The sequence below is a fragment of the Diaphorobacter ruginosibacter genome (assembly GCF_014395975.1).
Taxonomy (GTDB): Bacteria; Pseudomonadota; Gammaproteobacteria; order Burkholderiales; family Burkholderiaceae_C; genus Diaphorobacter_A; species Diaphorobacter_A ruginosibacter.
In genome coordinates, this window is sequence record NZ_CP060714.1 from 1200932 (window position 1) to 1216067 (window position 15136).

The 15136-nt window shown below is 61.4% G+C and carries 15 protein-coding genes and 1 tRNA gene; all 16 read left to right on the forward strand.

What is annotated here, in order from left to right; translation table 11 throughout:
* The 16 genes from secG (at position 1) to nuoN (ending at position 15127) form a co-directional block, all read left to right on the forward strand.
* Complete coding sequence (gene secG / locus H9K76_RS05495; RefSeq protein WP_187598568.1) at positions 1 to 381, forward strand: preprotein translocase subunit SecG; 381 nt, start codon at positions 1 to 3, stop codon at positions 379 to 381.
* A gap of 129 nt (positions 382 to 510) precedes the next feature.
* Positions 511 to 595: transfer RNA gene (locus tag H9K76_RS05500), tRNA-Leu, on the forward strand.
* A gap of 76 nt (positions 596 to 671) precedes the next feature.
* Positions 672 to 1031, forward strand: a complete 360-nt coding sequence (locus tag H9K76_RS05505; RefSeq protein ID WP_187598570.1) for an NADH-quinone oxidoreductase subunit A — start codon at positions 672 to 674, stop codon at positions 1029 to 1031.
* Positions 1032 to 1055: 24 nt separating this feature from the next.
* Entirely contained in the window at positions 1056 to 1535 is a 480-nt protein-coding gene (locus H9K76_RS05510; RefSeq protein ID WP_187598572.1) for a NuoB/complex I 20 kDa subunit family protein, read from the forward strand.
* A gap of 10 nt (positions 1536 to 1545) precedes the next feature.
* Positions 1546 to 2154, forward strand: a complete 609-nt coding sequence (locus tag H9K76_RS05515) for an NADH-quinone oxidoreductase subunit C (protein WP_187598574.1) — start codon at positions 1546 to 1548, stop codon at positions 2152 to 2154.
* Positions 2155 to 2186: 32 nt separating this feature from the next.
* The gene (locus H9K76_RS05520) at positions 2187 to 3440 is read left to right on the forward strand and encodes an NADH-quinone oxidoreductase subunit D (protein ID WP_187598576.1); all 1254 of its coding nucleotides are present in this window, start codon (positions 2187 to 2189) and stop codon (positions 3438 to 3440) included.
* Entirely contained in the window at positions 3437 to 3928 is a 492-nt protein-coding gene (gene nuoE / locus H9K76_RS05525; protein WP_187598577.1) for an NADH-quinone oxidoreductase subunit NuoE, read from the forward strand. The genes H9K76_RS05520 and nuoE overlap by 4 nt, the downstream gene beginning before the upstream one ends.
* Positions 3928 to 5277, forward strand: coding sequence for an NADH-quinone oxidoreductase subunit NuoF (nuoF, locus tag H9K76_RS05530; RefSeq protein ID WP_187600474.1), 1350 nt, complete (start codon positions 3928 to 3930; stop codon positions 5275 to 5277). The genes nuoE and nuoF overlap by 1 nt, the downstream gene beginning before the upstream one ends.
* 24 nt (positions 5278 to 5301) lie before the next feature.
* Positions 5302 to 7437 carry an NADH-quinone oxidoreductase subunit NuoG gene (gene nuoG, locus H9K76_RS05535; RefSeq protein ID WP_187598579.1) on the forward strand — a complete coding sequence of 712 codons (2136 nt, stop codon included), beginning with the start codon at positions 5302 to 5304 and terminating at the stop codon, positions 7435 to 7437.
* Positions 7434 to 8510, forward strand: a complete 1077-nt coding sequence (gene nuoH / locus H9K76_RS05540; protein WP_187598581.1) for an NADH-quinone oxidoreductase subunit NuoH — start codon at positions 7434 to 7436, stop codon at positions 8508 to 8510. Before nuoG ends, nuoH begins: the two co-directional genes overlap by 4 nt.
* Positions 8511 to 8522: 12 nt before the next feature.
* A complete protein-coding gene (nuoI, locus tag H9K76_RS05545; protein ID WP_187598582.1) occupies positions 8523 to 9038 on the forward strand; it encodes an NADH-quinone oxidoreductase subunit NuoI in 516 nt (171 codons plus the stop codon).
* A 35-nt stretch (positions 9039 to 9073) separates the two neighbouring features.
* Complete coding sequence (locus tag H9K76_RS05550; protein ID WP_187598584.1) at positions 9074 to 9745, forward strand: NADH-quinone oxidoreductase subunit J; 672 nt, start codon at positions 9074 to 9076, stop codon at positions 9743 to 9745.
* Positions 9745 to 10053, forward strand: coding sequence for an NADH-quinone oxidoreductase subunit NuoK (gene nuoK, locus H9K76_RS05555; protein WP_187598586.1), 309 nt, complete (start codon positions 9745 to 9747; stop codon positions 10051 to 10053). Before H9K76_RS05550 ends, nuoK begins: the two co-directional genes overlap by 1 nt.
* A gap of 24 nt (positions 10054 to 10077) precedes the next feature.
* On the forward strand, positions 10078 to 12117 hold the full coding sequence (nuoL, locus tag H9K76_RS05560) for an NADH-quinone oxidoreductase subunit L (protein ID WP_187598588.1): 2040 nt from the start codon (positions 10078 to 10080) through the stop codon (positions 12115 to 12117).
* A 16-nt stretch (positions 12118 to 12133) separates the two neighbouring features.
* Positions 12134 to 13609: an NADH-quinone oxidoreductase subunit M gene (locus H9K76_RS05565; RefSeq protein WP_187598590.1), complete on the forward strand. Its 1476-nt coding sequence runs from the start codon at positions 12134 to 12136 to the stop codon at positions 13607 to 13609.
* A gap of 24 nt (positions 13610 to 13633) precedes the next feature.
* Positions 13634 to 15127, forward strand: coding sequence for an NADH-quinone oxidoreductase subunit NuoN (nuoN, locus tag H9K76_RS05570; RefSeq protein WP_187598592.1), 1494 nt, complete (start codon positions 13634 to 13636; stop codon positions 15125 to 15127).
* The last annotated feature ends 9 nt before the right edge of the window (positions 15128 to 15136 follow it).

The following is a 15136-nucleotide window of genomic DNA, read 5'->3' on the forward strand; positions in this document are numbered from 1 at the left end:
ATGGGTATGTTGGTCAATATCATTCTGGCGGTGCAGATCCTGTCCGCGCTCGGCATGATCGGTCTGATCCTGGTGCAGCACGGCAAGGGCGCCGACATGGGCGCCGCGTTCGGCAGCGGCAGCTCGGGCAGCCTGTTTGGTGCATCGGGCAGCGCGAACTTCCTGTCGCGCAGCACGGCGGCGCTTGCCACCGTGTTCTTCGTGTCCACGCTGGCGCTGGCCTACTTCGGCAATGCGCGTCCGACCAGCACCGGCAGCGTGCTCGAGGGCCCTGCCGCCGCTGTTCCTGCGCCGGCCGCAGGGCCTGCCAGTACAGACGCTTCGGTGCCTGCGCCTGCTGCCGTGCCGGCTTCCGGCGCTGCCGAAATTCCGAAGAACTAAAAAAATTAGAAATTTCTGCGTTCTTGGTTGTGACAGGGTTTTTCCGGAGTAGAATACCGTTCTGTCTGGAAAGCCAAACAGTCTGAAGCAAAGCGAAGGACTCCTCATGCCATCCGGACGCAGTCAAATGCCGTCGTGGTGAAATTGGTAGACACGCTATCTTGAGGGGGTAGTGGCGAAAGCTGTGCGAGTTCGAGTCTCGCCGACGGCACCAATACACAAAGACCAACCCAGGCTTGCTCGGCAAGCGGCAAGCCTGGGTCCCGGCCTTCTGCGGTGAGCGCCCTCCGATGAACCTCGATCAATACCTCCCCGTTCTTTTGTTCATCCTGGTTGGTATCGGCGTAGGCGTCGTACCTCTGGCACTAGGGTACATTCTGGGCCCCAATCGCCCGGACGAAGCAAAAAACTCCCCCTACGAATGCGGCTTTGAAGCATTCGACGACGCGCGCATGAAATTCGATGTGCGCTACTACCTCGTTGCCATTCTCTTCATCCTGTTCGATCTGGAAATCGCCTTCCTCTTCCCGTGGGCGGTGACCTTGCAAGACGTCGGCATGACGGGCTTTGTGGCAGTGCTGGTGTTCCTGGCCATTCTGGTCGTGGGCTTCGCCTACGAGTGGAAAAAAGGCGCCCTCGACTGGGAATGACCGGTCGTTCAAAGGACAAAGACGATGATTGAAGGTGTGATGAGCAAGGGCTTCGTCACCACGAGCTACGACTCGGTGGTGAACTGGGCCAAGACCGGATCGCTGTGGCCCATGACCTTTGGTCTGGCGTGCTGCGCGGTGGAGATGATGCATGCGGCCGCTGCGCGCTACGACATCGGCCGCTTTGGTGCTGAAGTGTTCCGCGCGAGTCCGCGTCACTCCGACCTGATGATTGTTGCCGGCACGCTGTGCAACAAGATGGCGCCGGCGATGCGCAAGGTCTACGACCAGATGTCCGAGCCGCGCTGGGTGATCTCCATGGGATCGTGCGCGAATGGCGGCGGCTACTACCACTACAGCTACTCGGTGGTGCGCGGATGCGACCGCATCGTACCGGTGGATGTCTATGTGCCGGGCTGCCCTCCGACAGCCGAAGCGTTGATCTACGGCATCATCCAGCTGCAGCAGAAGATTCGCCGCACCAACACCATCGCCCGCGTCTGAAGAGGTGAATATGACTGTCAATGCAATTCACCCTGAAATCCTGCGCGACAACCTCGCCTCCGTGCTCGGCGACAAGGTGCGCAGCATCAGCATCGCGCTCGACGAGGTGACCATCGAGGTTCCGGCCGCCCACTATTTCGAAGTCATGCAGACCCTGCGTGACGCAGCCAGCTGCAAGTTCGAGATCCTGATGGATCTGTGCGGCGTGGACTATTCGGCCTATGCGGGCGTGGGTACCGACGGCCCGCGCTTTGCGGTGGTCTCGCACCTGCTTTCCGTGACGCTGAACCAGCGCGTGCGCGTGCGTGCGTTCTGCGTGGATGACGATTTCCCCGTGCTGCCCACGATCTCCGAGATCTGGGCGGGTGCCAACTGGTTCGAGCGCGAGGCGTTCGACCTGTTCGGCATCGTCTTCGACGGCCACGATGACCTGCGCCGCATTCTGACCGACTATGGCTTCATCGGCCACCCGTTCCGCAAGGACTTCCCGCTGTCGGGCCATGTCGAAATGCGCTACGACGCGGAGGCCGCGCGTGTGGTCTACCAACCGGTGACCATCGAGCCGCGGGAAATCACCCCGCGCATCATCCGGGAAGACAACTACGGGGGGCTGCATTGAAAGGCGCGCAAGCGCCTTTTTGACGGAAGACCATGGCTGAAATCAAGAACTACTCACTGAACTTTGGTCCGCAGCACCCAGCAGCGCACGGTGTGCTGCGTCTGGTGCTTGAGCTGGACGGCGAAGTCGTTCAGCGCGCCGATCCCCACATCGGCCTGCTGCATCGCGCGACCGAGAAGCTCGCCGAAAGCAAGACCTTCATCCAGTCGCTCCCCTACATGGACCGGCTGGACTACTGCTCGATGATGTGCAACGAGCACGCCTATTGCCTGGCCATCGAGAAGCTGCTGGGCATCGAGGTGCCGATCCGCGCGCAGTACATCCGCGTGATGTATTCCGAGATCACCCGCATCATGAACCACCTGATGTGGCTGGGTTCGTCGGGCAACGACGCCGGCAGCTCCACCATCCTGATCTACTCGTTCCGCGAGCGTGAAGACCTGATGGACATGTACGAGGCGGTGTCGGGTGCGCGCATGCATGCGGCCTATTTCCGCCCGGGTGGCGTGTACCGCGATCTGCCGGATTCCATGCCCCAGTACAAGGCAAGCAAGGTCCGCAATGCCCGTGCGATCGAGGAGATCAACAAGAACCGTCAGGGTTCGCTGCTGGACTTCATCGACGATTTCACGGCACGTTTCCCCAAGAACTGCGACGAGTACGAGACCCTGCTCACCGACAACCGTATCTGGAAGCAGCGCAACGTCGACATCGGCGTGGTGACCGCAGAGCGCGCGATGAACCTCGGCCTGACAGGTCCGATGCTGCGTGCCTCCGGCCTGGCCTGGGACATGCGCAAGAGCCAGCCCTACGAAGTCTACGACCGCCTCGACTTCGACGTGCCGGTCGGCACCAAGGGCGACTGCTATGACCGCTATCTGGTACGCGTGGCCGAGATGCGCGAGTCCAACCGCATCATCAAGCAATGCGTGGACTGGCTTCGTGCCAATCCCGGCCCGGTCATCACCGAGAACCATAAGATTGCACCGCCTGCACGCGAAGGCATGAAGAGCAACATGGAGGACCTGATCCACCATTTCAAGCTCTTCACCGAAGGTTTCCATGTGCCGGAAGGCGAAGCCTATGCATCCGTCGAACATCCCAAGGGCGAGTTCGGCATTTACCTCATCAGCGATGGCGCGAACAAGCCCTATCGCCTGAAGATCCGTCCACCAGGATTCGCACACCTGTCCGCCATGGACGAGCTGTGCCGCGGCCACATGCTGGCCGATGCTGTGATGGTGCTGAGCACCTTGGACATCGTGTTTGGAGACGTTGACCGATGATTACTGAAGCGACCAAGGAGCGCTTTGCGCGTGAGGTGGCCAAGTACCCGGCTGATCAGAAGCAGTCGGCCGTCATGGCCTGCCTGTCGATCGTCCAGCAGGAGCAGGGCTGGGTCAGCGCCGAGAGCGAGGCGGTGATCGCCGAAGTTCTCGGCATGCCCGAGATCGCGGTGCACGAAGTCACCACGTTCTACAACATGTACAACCAGCAGCCTGTCGGCAAGTACAAGCTCAACGTCTGCACCAACCTGCCTTGCCAACTGCGCGACGGCTACAAGGCGCTGCACCATCTCGAGCACAGGCTTGGCATCAAGATGGGCCAGACCACGGCCGACGGCCTGTTCACGCTGCAGCAGTCGGAATGCCTCGGCGCTTGCGCCGATTCGCCCGTGATGCTGGTGAACGACCGCTGCATGTGCAGCTTCATGAGCAATGAAAAGCTCGACGAACTGATCGACGGCCTCAAGGCTGCGGAGGGCAAGGCATGATGAATGCAGCAGCCAATGCCGTCCTGAACAAGTTCGCCGCCACCGGTGTCGAGACCTGCTTCCATGACCGCCACATCAATCCGCAGATCTATGCGGACCTGAACGGCAGCAACTGGTCCATCAAGGACTACGAAGCGCGCGGCGGCTACGTCGCGCTGCGCAAGCTGCTCGGCAAGGATGGCGGCGAGGGTCTCACGCAGGACCAGGTCATCGCCACCATGAAGGAAAGCGGCCTGCGCGGCCGTGGCGGCGCGGGCTTCCCCACGGGCCTCAAGTGGAGCTTCATGCCCCGCCAGTTCCCCGGCCAGAAGCACCTCGTCTGCAATTCGGACGAGGGTGAGCCGGGTACCTGCAAGGACCGCGACATCCTGATGTTCAACCCCCACATCGTCATCGAAGGCATGATCATTGCCGCGTATGCGATGGGCATTTCGGTGGGCTACAACTACATCCACGGCGAGATCTTCCAGGTCTACGAGCGCTTTGAAGCCGCTCTGGAGGAAGCCCGTGCAGCCGGGTACCTCGGCGACAACATCATGGGCAGCAGCTTCAGCTTCCAACTGCATGCGCACCATGGTTTCGGCGCCTACATCTGCGGCGAGGAAACCGCGCTGCTCGAATCGCTGGAAGGCAAGAAGGGGCAGCCGCGCTTCAAGCCGCCGTTCCCTGCCAGCTTCGGCCTGTACGGCAAGCCGACGACCATCAACAACACCGAGACATTCGCGGCCGTGCCGTGGATCATCCGCAATGGCGGGCAGGCCTACCTCGAGTGCGGCAAGCCCAACAACGGCGGTACCAAGATTTTCTCGGTGAGCGGTGACGTGAACCTGCCGGGCAACTACGAGATTCCGCTCGGCACACCGTTCAGCAAGCTGCTCGAGCTCGCGGGCGGCGTGCGCACCGGCCGCAAGCTCAAGGCCGTGATCCCCGGTGGATCGTCTTCGCCCGTGCTGCCCGCCGACATCATGATGGAATGCACGATGGACTACGACTCCATCTCCAAGGCCGGCTCCATGCTGGGCTCGGGCGCCGTGATCGTGATGGATGATTCGCGCGACATGGTCGAGAGCCTGCTGCGCCTGTCGTACTTCTATCAGCACGAGTCCTGCGGCCAGTGCACCCCCTGCCGCGAAGGCACGGGCTGGCTGTGGCGCGTGGTCAACCGCATTCAGCACGGTGAAGGCCGTCCGGAAGATATCGAACTGCTGGATTCGGTGTCGGTGAACATCATGGGCCGCACGATCTGTGCGCTGGGCGATGCGGCTGCAATGCCGGTGCGCGCCATGATCAAGCACTTCCGTCACGAGTTTGAAGCGAAGATCCAGAACGCTTCCAAGCAGGCTGCATAAGCCGCCGGATCGCGAGAAAAGCATATGGTTGAAATTGAACTGGACGGTAAGAAGGTAGAGGTGTCCGAAGGCAGCATGGTCATGCATGCGGCTGAGAAGGCGGGCACCTACATCCCTCACTTCTGCTACCACAAGAAACTGTCGATTGCGGCGAACTGCCGCATGTGCCTCGTGGACGTCGAGAAGGCGCCCAAGGCCATGCCTGCGTGCGCCACGCCGGTCACGCAGGGCATGATCGTCCGCACCAAGAGCGAGAAGGCCATCAAGGCCCAGCAATCGGTGATGGAATTCCTGCTGATCAATCACCCGCTGGACTGCCCGATCTGCGACCAGGGCGGCGAGTGCCAGCTGCAGGATCTGGCTGTCGGCTACGGTGGCTCCACTTCGCGCTACGAAGAGGAAAAGCGCGTCGTTCCTGTGAAGGACGTCGGCCCGCTGATCTCCATGCAGGAGATGACCCGCTGCATCCACTGCACCCGCTGCGTGCGCTTCGGCCAGGAAGTGGCCGGCGTGATGGAGCTCGGCATGATCAACCGTGGCGAGCACTCCGAGATCACCACGGTGTTGGGCGACACGGTCGACTCCGAGCTTTCGGGCAACATGATCGACATCTGTCCCGTGGGTGCACTCACGAGCAAGCCGTTCCGCTACAGCGCCCGTACCTGGGAACTGTCGCGCCGCAAGTCGGTATCGCCGCATGATTCCACGGGCTCGAACCTGATCGTCCAGGTCAAGAACCACAAGGTGATGCGTGTCGTTCCGTTCGAGAACGAAGAAGTCAACGAGTGCTGGATTGCCGACCGTGACCGCTTCTCCTACGAGTCCCTGAACGGTGAAGAGCGCCTGACCAGCCCGATGCTCAAGCAGGGCGGCGAGTGGAAGGAAGTCGACTGGCAGACCGCTCTGGAATACGTGGCCAACGGCCTGCGCGGCATCAAGAACGACCATGGCGCCAACAGCATCGGTGCGCTGGTCAGCCCGCACAGCACGCTGGAAGAGCTGTACTTGGCCGGTTCGCTGGTGCGCGGCATCGGCAGCGACAACGTCGACTACCGCCTGCGCAATTCGGAATTCGAAGCGCCCCAGGGTGTGCGCTGGCTGGGCACGTCGATCGCTTCGCTGTCGACGCTGCAATCCGTGCTGGTAGTGGGTTCCAACCTGCGCAAGGATCATCCGCTGTTCGCTCAGCGCATCCGCCAGGCCACCCGCAAGGGCTGCGCCGTGAACGTCATCAACGCCTCGGTCCACGACTGGGCGATGCCGGTGGCGCAGGCCATCGTGGCTCCGTCCGCCCTGTGGACCGACGCACTGGCTCAGATCGCTGCCGCCGTGGCCGCGGAGAAGTCCATGCCGACACCGATCGCCGTGGAAAGCGTGAGCGAAGGTGCGCGTGCCGTGGCTGCATCGCTGCTGTCGGGTGAGCGCAAGGCGATCCTGCTGGGCAATGCCGCGGCGCATCACGCCAACGCATCGAACCTGCTGGCACTGGCCCGGTTCATCGGCGAGCAGACGGGCGCATCCGTCGGCTATCTGACCGAAGCAGCCAACACCGTGGGCGCGCAGTGGGCCAAGGCCCAGCCGCAGCAGGGCGGGCTGAATGCCGGCCAGATGCTGCAGGGCGCACTCAAGGCCGTGCTGCTGCTGAACACCGAGCCGGAGTTCGACTCCTCCGCAGGCGCACAGGCCAAGTCGGCCCTGAACAACGCACAGATGGTGGTGACCATGAGCCCTTTCAAGGCCAACATGGAATTCTCCGATGTGCTGCTGCCGATCGCTCCGTTCAGCGAAACCGCAGGTACTTTCGTCAACGCGGAAGGCCGCGTGCAGAGCTTCCACGCCGTGGTCAAGCCTGCAGGCGACGCGCGTCCCGCATGGAAGGTTCTGCGTGTTCTGGGCAACCTGATGGATCTGCAGGACATGAACTACGAGACCTCGCAGGACGTGCTGGCCCGCATCACGGGCAAGCAGGCCGGCGAAGTGACCTCGGTTCCCGCCGAGCTGTTGAACAACGCCACCAAGGCGCCGCTGAAGGCCGAGAAGGCCCCATCCGCCGAACCGTGCGTTGCAAGCATCTACCAACTGGACAGCCTGGTGCGCCGCGCACCTTCGCTGCAACTGACTGCTGACGGTCGTGCAGCACTGAAAGGAGCTGCCCAATGATTGACGCAATCTACAACGGCGGCCTGAACGCCATTCAGGCGGCCTGGTGGACAGGCGTGGTATGGCCGGTCCTCTGGATTTTGCTCAAGATCGTCTGCATCGTGGCCCCGCTGATGGGCGCCGTGGCGTATCTGACGCTGTGGGAGCGCAAGCTGCTCGGCTTCATGCAGATCCGTTTCGGTCCCAACCGCGTCGGCCCCATGGGCCTGCTGCAGCCCCTGGCCGACGGCCTGAAGCTGCTGACCAAGGAACTGATCCAGCCGACGGCGGCTGCCAAGGGCCTGTTCTACCTGGGCCCGCTGATGGCCATCATGCCGGCCCTGGCCGCCTGGGTGGCGATTCCCTTCGCGCCCGATGTCGCACTGGCCAACGTGAATGCCGGCCTGCTGCTGATCATGGCGATCACCTCGATCGAAGTCTACGGCGTGATCATCGCCGGCTGGTCCTCGAACTCGAAGTACGCCTTCCTCGGCGCGCTGCGTGCTTCCGCGCAGATGGTGTCCTATGAAATCGCCATGGGCTTCTGCTTCCTGGTGGTGATCATGGTGTCGGGTTCGATGAACCTGACCGAAATCGTCGCCGGCCAGAGCCAGGGCACTTTCGCGGCCATGGGTGCGGGCATCCTGTCGTGGAACTGGCTGCCGCTGCTGCCGATCTTCATCGTCTACCTGATCTCCTCCGTGGCCGAGACCAACCGCCATCCGTTCGACGTGGTCGAAGGCGAAGCGGAAATCGTGGCCGGCCACATGGTCGAGTACTCGGGCATGGGCTTTGCCGTGTTCTTCCTGGCCGAATACGCCAGCATGTGGCTGGTGTCCATCCTCGCCGTGATCATGTTCCTCGGCGGCTGGCTGCCTCCGTTCGACTTCCTGGGCTTCATCCCCGGCTGGATCTGGCTGGCGATCAAGACCTTCATCGTGGTATCCATGTTCATCTGGATCCGCGCTACCTTCCCGCGCTTCCGCTATGACCAGATCATGCGCCTGGGCTGGAAGATCTTCATCCCGGTGACTCTGATCTGGCTGCTCGTGATTGCTGGCTGGCTGCTGTCGCCCTGGAACATTTGGAAATAAGCGGGGACAAGAATGACTACCGTTACTGCTCCTGCGTCTGCTTTCTCCGTCAAGGATTTCTTCAAGAGCTTCATGCTCGTGGAACTCGTCAAGGGCATGGCGCTGACCGGCCGCTACACCTTCCGTCGCAAGATCACGGTGCAGTTCCCTGAAGAGAAGACGCCTCTTTCGCCACGTTTCCGTGGCCTGCACGCACTGCGCCGTTACGACAACGGCGAAGAGCGCTGCATTGCCTGCAAGCTGTGCGAAGCAGTCTGCCCGGCAATGGCCATCACGATCGAGTCCGATGTGCGCGATGACGGCTCCCGCCGCACCACGCGCTACGACATCGACCTGACCAAGTGCATCTTCTGCGGTTTCTGCGAGGAAAGCTGCCCGGTGGACTCCATCGTCGAGACGCACATCTTCGAATACCACGGCGAAAAGCGTGGCGATCTGTACTACACCAAGGACATGCTCCTGGCCGTTGGCGATCGTTATGAAGCCGAAATCGCTGCCAACAAGGCAGCAGATGCCAAGTACCGCTGAAGCGGCTCCTTGATCAAACAAAGAAGATTCGATTCATGGACGCCAAAACCGCATTTTTCTACCTGTTCTCGGCAGTGCTGCTGTTCGCAGCCTTCCGGGTGATCACGGCGCGCAACCCGGTTCACGCTGTGCTCAATCTGATTCTCGCCTTCTCGCAGGCGGCCGCCATCTGGCTGTTGCTGAAGGCCGAATTCCTCGGCATCGCTCTGGTGCTCGTGTACCTCGGTGCCGTGATGGTGCTGTTCCTGTTCGTGGTGATGATGCTGGACATCAACATCGACACGGTGCGAAAGGGCTTCTGGCGGCACTTCCCGCTGGCGGCCTTCATCGGTGCCCTGGTGGCCTTCGAGATGGGCGCGGTGCTGATGACCGGTTTCCGCGGCATGGAAGAGCCCAAGGCGCTGGCCGTGGTGGTCGATGCCGCGGGCAAGGTGATCCCTTATTCCAATACCAAGGAACTGGGCAAGCTGCTCTATACCGAGTACCTGTATCCCATCGAGATCGCCGCGGTGATCCTGCTGGTTGCGATGATTGCTGCCATTGCTCTGACCCTGCGCCATCGCAAGGACAGCAAGGCCGTCAGCCCGTCGCAGCAGATCCGCGTGCGCGCTTCCGATCGCCTGAAGATCGTGAAGATGGACGCCGTGCAGAAGGCTGTCGCCCCCGCTGCGCCACAAGCTGAACCCACCACAGAGGAGAAGAAATAATGACTTTGACGTTGGGTCACTTCCTGGCACTGGGCGCGATGCTGTTCGCCATGTCGGTGGTGGGCATCTTCCTCAATCGCAAGAACCTCATCGTTCTGCTGATGGCCATCGAGCTCATGCTGCTGGCCGTCAATATGAATTTCGTCGCGTTCTCCCATTACCTTGGCGACATGCATGGCCAGGTATTCGTGTTCTTCATCCTGACTGTGGCCGCCGCGGAGTCGGCCATCGGTCTGGCGATTCTGGTGCTGCTGTTCCGCAACAACCGCAACATCAACGCTGAAGATCTCGACACCCTCAAGGGTTGAGGCGCATAACAAAGGTTCTGAAGAATGAGTCAAACCCTTAATGCATCCATGCTGCTGGCAGTGCCCCTGGCACCGCTGGTCGGCTCAGCCTTGGCGGGTATCTGGGGTACCGCCTTCGGCGGCAACAAGATCGGCCGCACCGGCAGCAGCTCGCTGACGATTCTGGGCGTTCTGCTTTCCTTCCTGCTGTCCGCCTATGTGTTCAAGCAGGTCGTGTTCGATGACGCCAAGTTCAACGAAACCATCTACACCTGGATGGTGGTGGGCGGCCTCAAGATGGAAGTCGGCTTCCTGATCGACAGCCTCACCGCCATGATGATGTGCGTGGTGACCTTCGTGTCGCTGATGGTGCATATCTACACCATGGGCTACATGGCGGAAGACGACGGCTACGACCGTTTCTTCTCGTACATCTCGCTGTTCACCTTCTCCATGCTGATGCTGGTGATGGCCAACAACCTGCTGCAGCTGTTCTTCGGCTGGGAAGCGGTGGGCCTGGTGTCGTACCTGCTGATCGGCTTCTACTTCAAGAAGGAATCCGCGATCTTCGCGAACATGAAGGCGTTCCTGGTCAACCGCGTGGGTGACTTCGGCTTCATCCTGGGCATCGGCCTGATCGCCGCGTACACCGGCACGCTGAACTACTCGGAGATCTTTGCCAAGCTGCCCGAACTGCAGAACACGGCACTGCCGGGCACCGGCTGGCTGCTGGTGACCGTGACCGCCATCTGCCTGTTCGTGGGCGCGATGGGCAAGTCGGCCCAGTTCCCTCTGCATGCATGGCTGCCGGACTCGATGGAAGGCCCGACACCGATCTCCGCGCTGATTCACGCGGCGACCATGGTGACCGCGGGTATCTTCATGGTTTCGCGCATGTCGCCTCTGTACGAAATGTCGGATGTGGCGTTGAACCTGATCCTCGTCATCGGCTCGATCACCGCGCTGTTCATGGGTATCCTGGGCATCATCCAGAACGACATCAAACGCGTGATCGCGTACTCCACGCTGTCGCAGCTGGGCTACATGACCATCGCGCTGGGCGTGTCGGCCTACTCGGTGTCCGTGTTCCACCTGATGACGCACGCGTTCTTCAAGGCGCTGCTGTTCCTTGGCGCGGGTTCCGTGATCATGGGCATGCACCACAATCAGGACATCCGCTGGATGGGCGGCGTGCGCAAGTACATGCCGATCACCTGGATCACCTTCCTGCTGGGCAATCTCGCGCTGATCGGCACGCCGTTCTTCTCGGGCTTCTACTCCAAGGATGCGATCATCGAGGCGGTCCACGCTTCGCACCTACCCGCCGCCGGCTTCGCCAGCTTCGCGGTGCTCGCGGGCGTGTTCATCACCGCGTTCTATTCGTTCCGCCTGTACTTCATCGTCTTCCACGGCAAGGAGCGCTACGACCAGAATCCCGATGCGCACCATGACGACCATCATGCGCACGACGACCACCACGGCCATGGCCACGATGCCAAGCCGCACGAGTCGCCCGCCGTGGTCACGCTGCCGCTGGTTCTGCTGGCCATTCCTTCCGTGGTGATCGGTGCGATGGCACTCGCGCCCATGGTTCTGGGTGACTTCTTCAAGGGTGTGATCACCGTTGACGGCACCAAGCACCACGCAATGGCCGAACTGGCCGAAGAGATCCATGGCTGGGTACCGATGGCGCTGCATGGTTTCACCGCGGCTCCGTTCTGGCTGGCGCTGGCTGGTGTGGTCGTGTCGTATGTGTTCTACATGCTCAAGCCTGAAATTCCGGCGGCCATCATGTCGTTCTCCAAGAAGATCGGCCTGTACCAGGTGCTGGAAGGCAAGTACGGCGTGGACTGGGTCTACGAAAACATCTTCGCCCGTGGTGCCCGTGCGTTCGGTACCTTCTTCTGGAAGGTCGGCGACCAGGCGATCATCGATGGCGCAGTCGTCAATGGCTCATGGAAGCTCATGGCCAAGCTGGGTGAACTGGCTCGCCGCTGGCAGACCGGTTATCTCTATCACTACGCGTTGGTCATGATCCTGGGTGTGTTCGCGCTCATGACGTACTTCGTGTGGCTCAACAAGTAGTAGGAGAAATATAAAAATGGGATTGTTGAGTCTTGCAATCTGGGCACCGATCGCCTTTGGCGTTCTGCTCCTTTTCTTCGGGCGTGACAGCCAGGCACCCATGGTGCGCTGGATCGCGCTGATCGGTGCGCTGGTCGGGCTGGCGGTCACGCTGCCCATGTTCACTGGCTTCGACAACACGACTGCCGCTGCGCAGTTCGTCGAGAAGGCCATGTGGATCGAGCGCTTCAATGTGCACTACCACCTGGGCGTTGATGGCCTGAGCTTCTGGTTCGTGCCGCTGACCGCCTTCATCACGGTGATCGTGGTGATCGCCTCGTGGGAGAACATCACCGAGCGCGTCAACCAGTACTTCGCTTCGTTCCTGATCCTCTCGGGCATCATGATCGGCGTGTTCACGGCACTGGACGGCATTCTGTTCTACGTGTTCTTCGAAGCCACGCTGATCCCGATGTACCTGATCATCGGTATCTGGGGCGGCCCGAACCGCATCTACGCGGCGTTCAAGTTCTTCCTGTACACGCTGTTCGGCTCGCTCTTGATGCTGATCGCGCTGATCTACCTGTACAACGCCTCGGGCGGCAGCTTCGACATCGCCACATGGCATGCCCTGCCGCTGTCGGCAACGGCCCAGGCCCTGCTGTTCTTCGCGTTCCTGGCCGCCTTTGCGGTGAAGGTGCCGATGTTCCCGGTGCACACCTGGCTGCCGGACGTGCACGTGGAAGCGCCCACCGGCGGTTCCGCCGTGCTGGCCGCGATCATGCTGAAGCTCGGTGCCTACGGCTTCCTGCGCTTCTCGCTGCCGATCGCCCCCGATGCGGCACACCGGTTCGCTCCGCTGATGATCACGCTGTCGCTGATCGCCGTGATCTACGTGGGCGTGGTGGCCCTGGTGCAGAAGGACATGAAGAAGCTGGTGGCTTACTCGTCCGTCGCGCACATGGGCTTCGTGACGCTGGGCTTCTTCATCTTCAACAACCTGGGCATCTCCGGTGCCCTGGTGCAGATGATTGCCCACGGCTTTGTCTCGGGCGCGATGTTCCTCTGCATCGGCGTGCTGTACGACCGCGTTCACTCGCGTGAAATCGCCTCCTACGGCGGCGTGGTCAACACCATGCCCAAGTTTGCGGCCTTCGCTCTGCTGTTCGCGATGGCCAACTGCGGCCTGCCCGCAACGGCCGGCTTCGTGGGCGAATGGATGGTGATCCTGGGTGCCGTGCAGTTCAACTTCTGGATTGGCCTTGGCGCTGCCACGGCCCTGATCTTCGGCGCTGCCTACACACTGTGGATGTACAAGCGCGTCTACCTGGGTCCCGTCGCCAACGACCATGTGGCCGAACTCAAGGACATCGGTTGCCGCGAGTTCCTGGTGCTGGCGATTCTGGCGATTGCCGTGCTCTACATGGGCCTGTATCCGAAGCCATTCACCGATGTGATGGATGTTTCGGTTGCCGAGCTGATCAAGCATGTGGCGCAGTCGAAACTGAACTGACCAGACTGGATTGAGAGATAAGAAATGATTGACAACATCAGCTGGCTGGCAATTTATCCGGAGATCGTTCTCTTGGTCATGGCCTGCGTGATCGCGCTGGTCGACCTGGGCGTCAAGAGCAGGACCCGCACTCCGACCTACATCCTCACGCTGCTCACGCTCGTTGTCGTGGCCGTGCTCGAGGCCATGTATGCGCGCAACGGCACCACCTTCTACGGTTGGGGCAACATGGTCGTGAGCGACTCCATGGGTAGCTGGCTCAAGTGCTTCGCTGCCGTGGCGATGATGATCACCATGGTTTACGGCCGTCCCTACGCAGCCGACCGCGACATGCTGCGCGGCGGTGAAATGTTCACGCTGTCGCTGCTGTCGCTGCTCGGCATGTTCGTGATGATCGGCGCCAACAACTTCCTGGTCGTCTATCTCGGCCTCGAACTGCTGACTCTGGCCAGCTACGCGCTGGTGGCCCTGCGCCGCGACCACTCGCAATCGGTGGAAGCCGCGATGAAGTATTTCGTCCTCGGCGCGATGGCCAGCGGTTTCCTGCTGTACGGACTGTCGATGATCTACGGTGCAACCGGTTCGCTGGACATCGGCCAGGTGTTCCAGGCGATCAACGGCGGCCAGATCCGTCACCAGGTGCTGGTGTTCGGCACCGTGTTCGTGGTGGCCGGCCTTGGCTTCAAGCTCGGCGTGGTTCCTTTCCACATGTGGGTTCCGGACGTCTACCAGGGTGCTCCTACAGCCATTACGCTGCTGATCGGCAGCGCCCCCAAGCTCGCGGCTTTCGGCATGACCATGCGCCTGCTGGTGGATGGCCTGCTGCCGCTGGCCTTCGACTGGCAGCAGATGCTGATGGTGATGGCGGTCTGCTCGCTGCTCATCGGTAACCTTGCGGGTCTGCAGCAGACCAACATCAAGCGCATGCTGGCCTATTCGACCATTTCTCAGATGGGCTTCGTGCTCCTGGGCCTGATGTCCGGCGTGATCCACGGTAACGTGGATACGAGCGCCGTCGAGAATGCCTACAGCTCCGCCATGTTCTACGTGGTGACCTATGTGCTGACCACGCTGGCGGCCTTTGGTGTGATCCTGCTGCTGGCGCGTGATGGCTTCGAAAGCGAGGAAATCTCCGACTTCGCAGGCCTGAACCAGCGCAGCCCGCTGTATGCCGGGGTGATGGCGCTGTGCCTGTTCTCAATGGCCGGTATTCCTCCGATGGTGGGCTTCTACGCCAAGCTGTCCGTGCTGCAGGCCCTGGTCTCCTCGGGTGAGACCTCGCACATCGCCCTGGCGGTGTTTGCCGTGGTCATGTCGCTGATCGGTGCGTTCTACTACCTGCGCGTCGTGAAGGTCATGTACTTCGACAAGCCCCTCACCGCGACCAATGTGTCCGCTCCGCTGGACGTGCGCACCGTGCTCACGCTGAACGCGGCGGCCCTGCTGGTGCTGGGCCTGCTGCCCGGCGGACTGATGAGCCTGTGCGCAGACGCCATCGTCCGCGCCCTCGCAACCTGAGGCCTGACA

Excerpts from the sequence above, each read along its gene's own strand:
- secG (WP_187598568.1), top strand. The coding sequence starts at position 1 with ATGGGTATGTTGGTCAATATCATTCTGGCGGTGCAGATCCTGTCCGCG.
- H9K76_RS05505 (WP_187598570.1), top strand. The coding sequence starts at position 672 with ATGAACCTCGATCAATACCTCCCCGTTCTTTTGTTCATCCTGGTTGGT.
- H9K76_RS05510 (WP_187598572.1), top strand. The coding sequence starts at position 1,056 with ATGATTGAAGGTGTGATGAGCAAGGGCTTCGTCACCACGAGCTACGAC.
- H9K76_RS05515 (WP_187598574.1), top strand. The coding sequence starts at position 1,546 with ATGACTGTCAATGCAATTCACCCTGAAATCCTGCGCGACAACCTCGCC.
- H9K76_RS05520 (WP_187598576.1), top strand. The coding sequence starts at position 2,187 with ATGGCTGAAATCAAGAACTACTCACTGAACTTTGGTCCGCAGCACCCA.
- nuoE (WP_187598577.1), top strand. The coding sequence starts at position 3,437 with ATGATTACTGAAGCGACCAAGGAGCGCTTTGCGCGTGAGGTGGCCAAG.
- nuoF (WP_187600474.1), top strand. The coding sequence starts at position 3,928 with ATGAATGCAGCAGCCAATGCCGTCCTGAACAAGTTCGCCGCCACCGGT.
- nuoG (WP_187598579.1), top strand. The coding sequence starts at position 5,302 with ATGGTTGAAATTGAACTGGACGGTAAGAAGGTAGAGGTGTCCGAAGGC.
- nuoH (WP_187598581.1), top strand. The coding sequence starts at position 7,434 with ATGATTGACGCAATCTACAACGGCGGCCTGAACGCCATTCAGGCGGCC.
- nuoI (WP_187598582.1), top strand. The coding sequence starts at position 8,523 with ATGACTACCGTTACTGCTCCTGCGTCTGCTTTCTCCGTCAAGGATTTC.
- H9K76_RS05550 (WP_187598584.1), top strand. The coding sequence starts at position 9,074 with ATGGACGCCAAAACCGCATTTTTCTACCTGTTCTCGGCAGTGCTGCTG.
- nuoK (WP_187598586.1), top strand. The coding sequence starts at position 9,745 with ATGACTTTGACGTTGGGTCACTTCCTGGCACTGGGCGCGATGCTGTTC.
- nuoL (WP_187598588.1), top strand. The coding sequence starts at position 10,078 with ATGAGTCAAACCCTTAATGCATCCATGCTGCTGGCAGTGCCCCTGGCA.
- H9K76_RS05565 (WP_187598590.1), top strand. The coding sequence starts at position 12,134 with ATGGGATTGTTGAGTCTTGCAATCTGGGCACCGATCGCCTTTGGCGTT.
- nuoN (WP_187598592.1), top strand. The coding sequence starts at position 13,634 with ATGATTGACAACATCAGCTGGCTGGCAATTTATCCGGAGATCGTTCTC.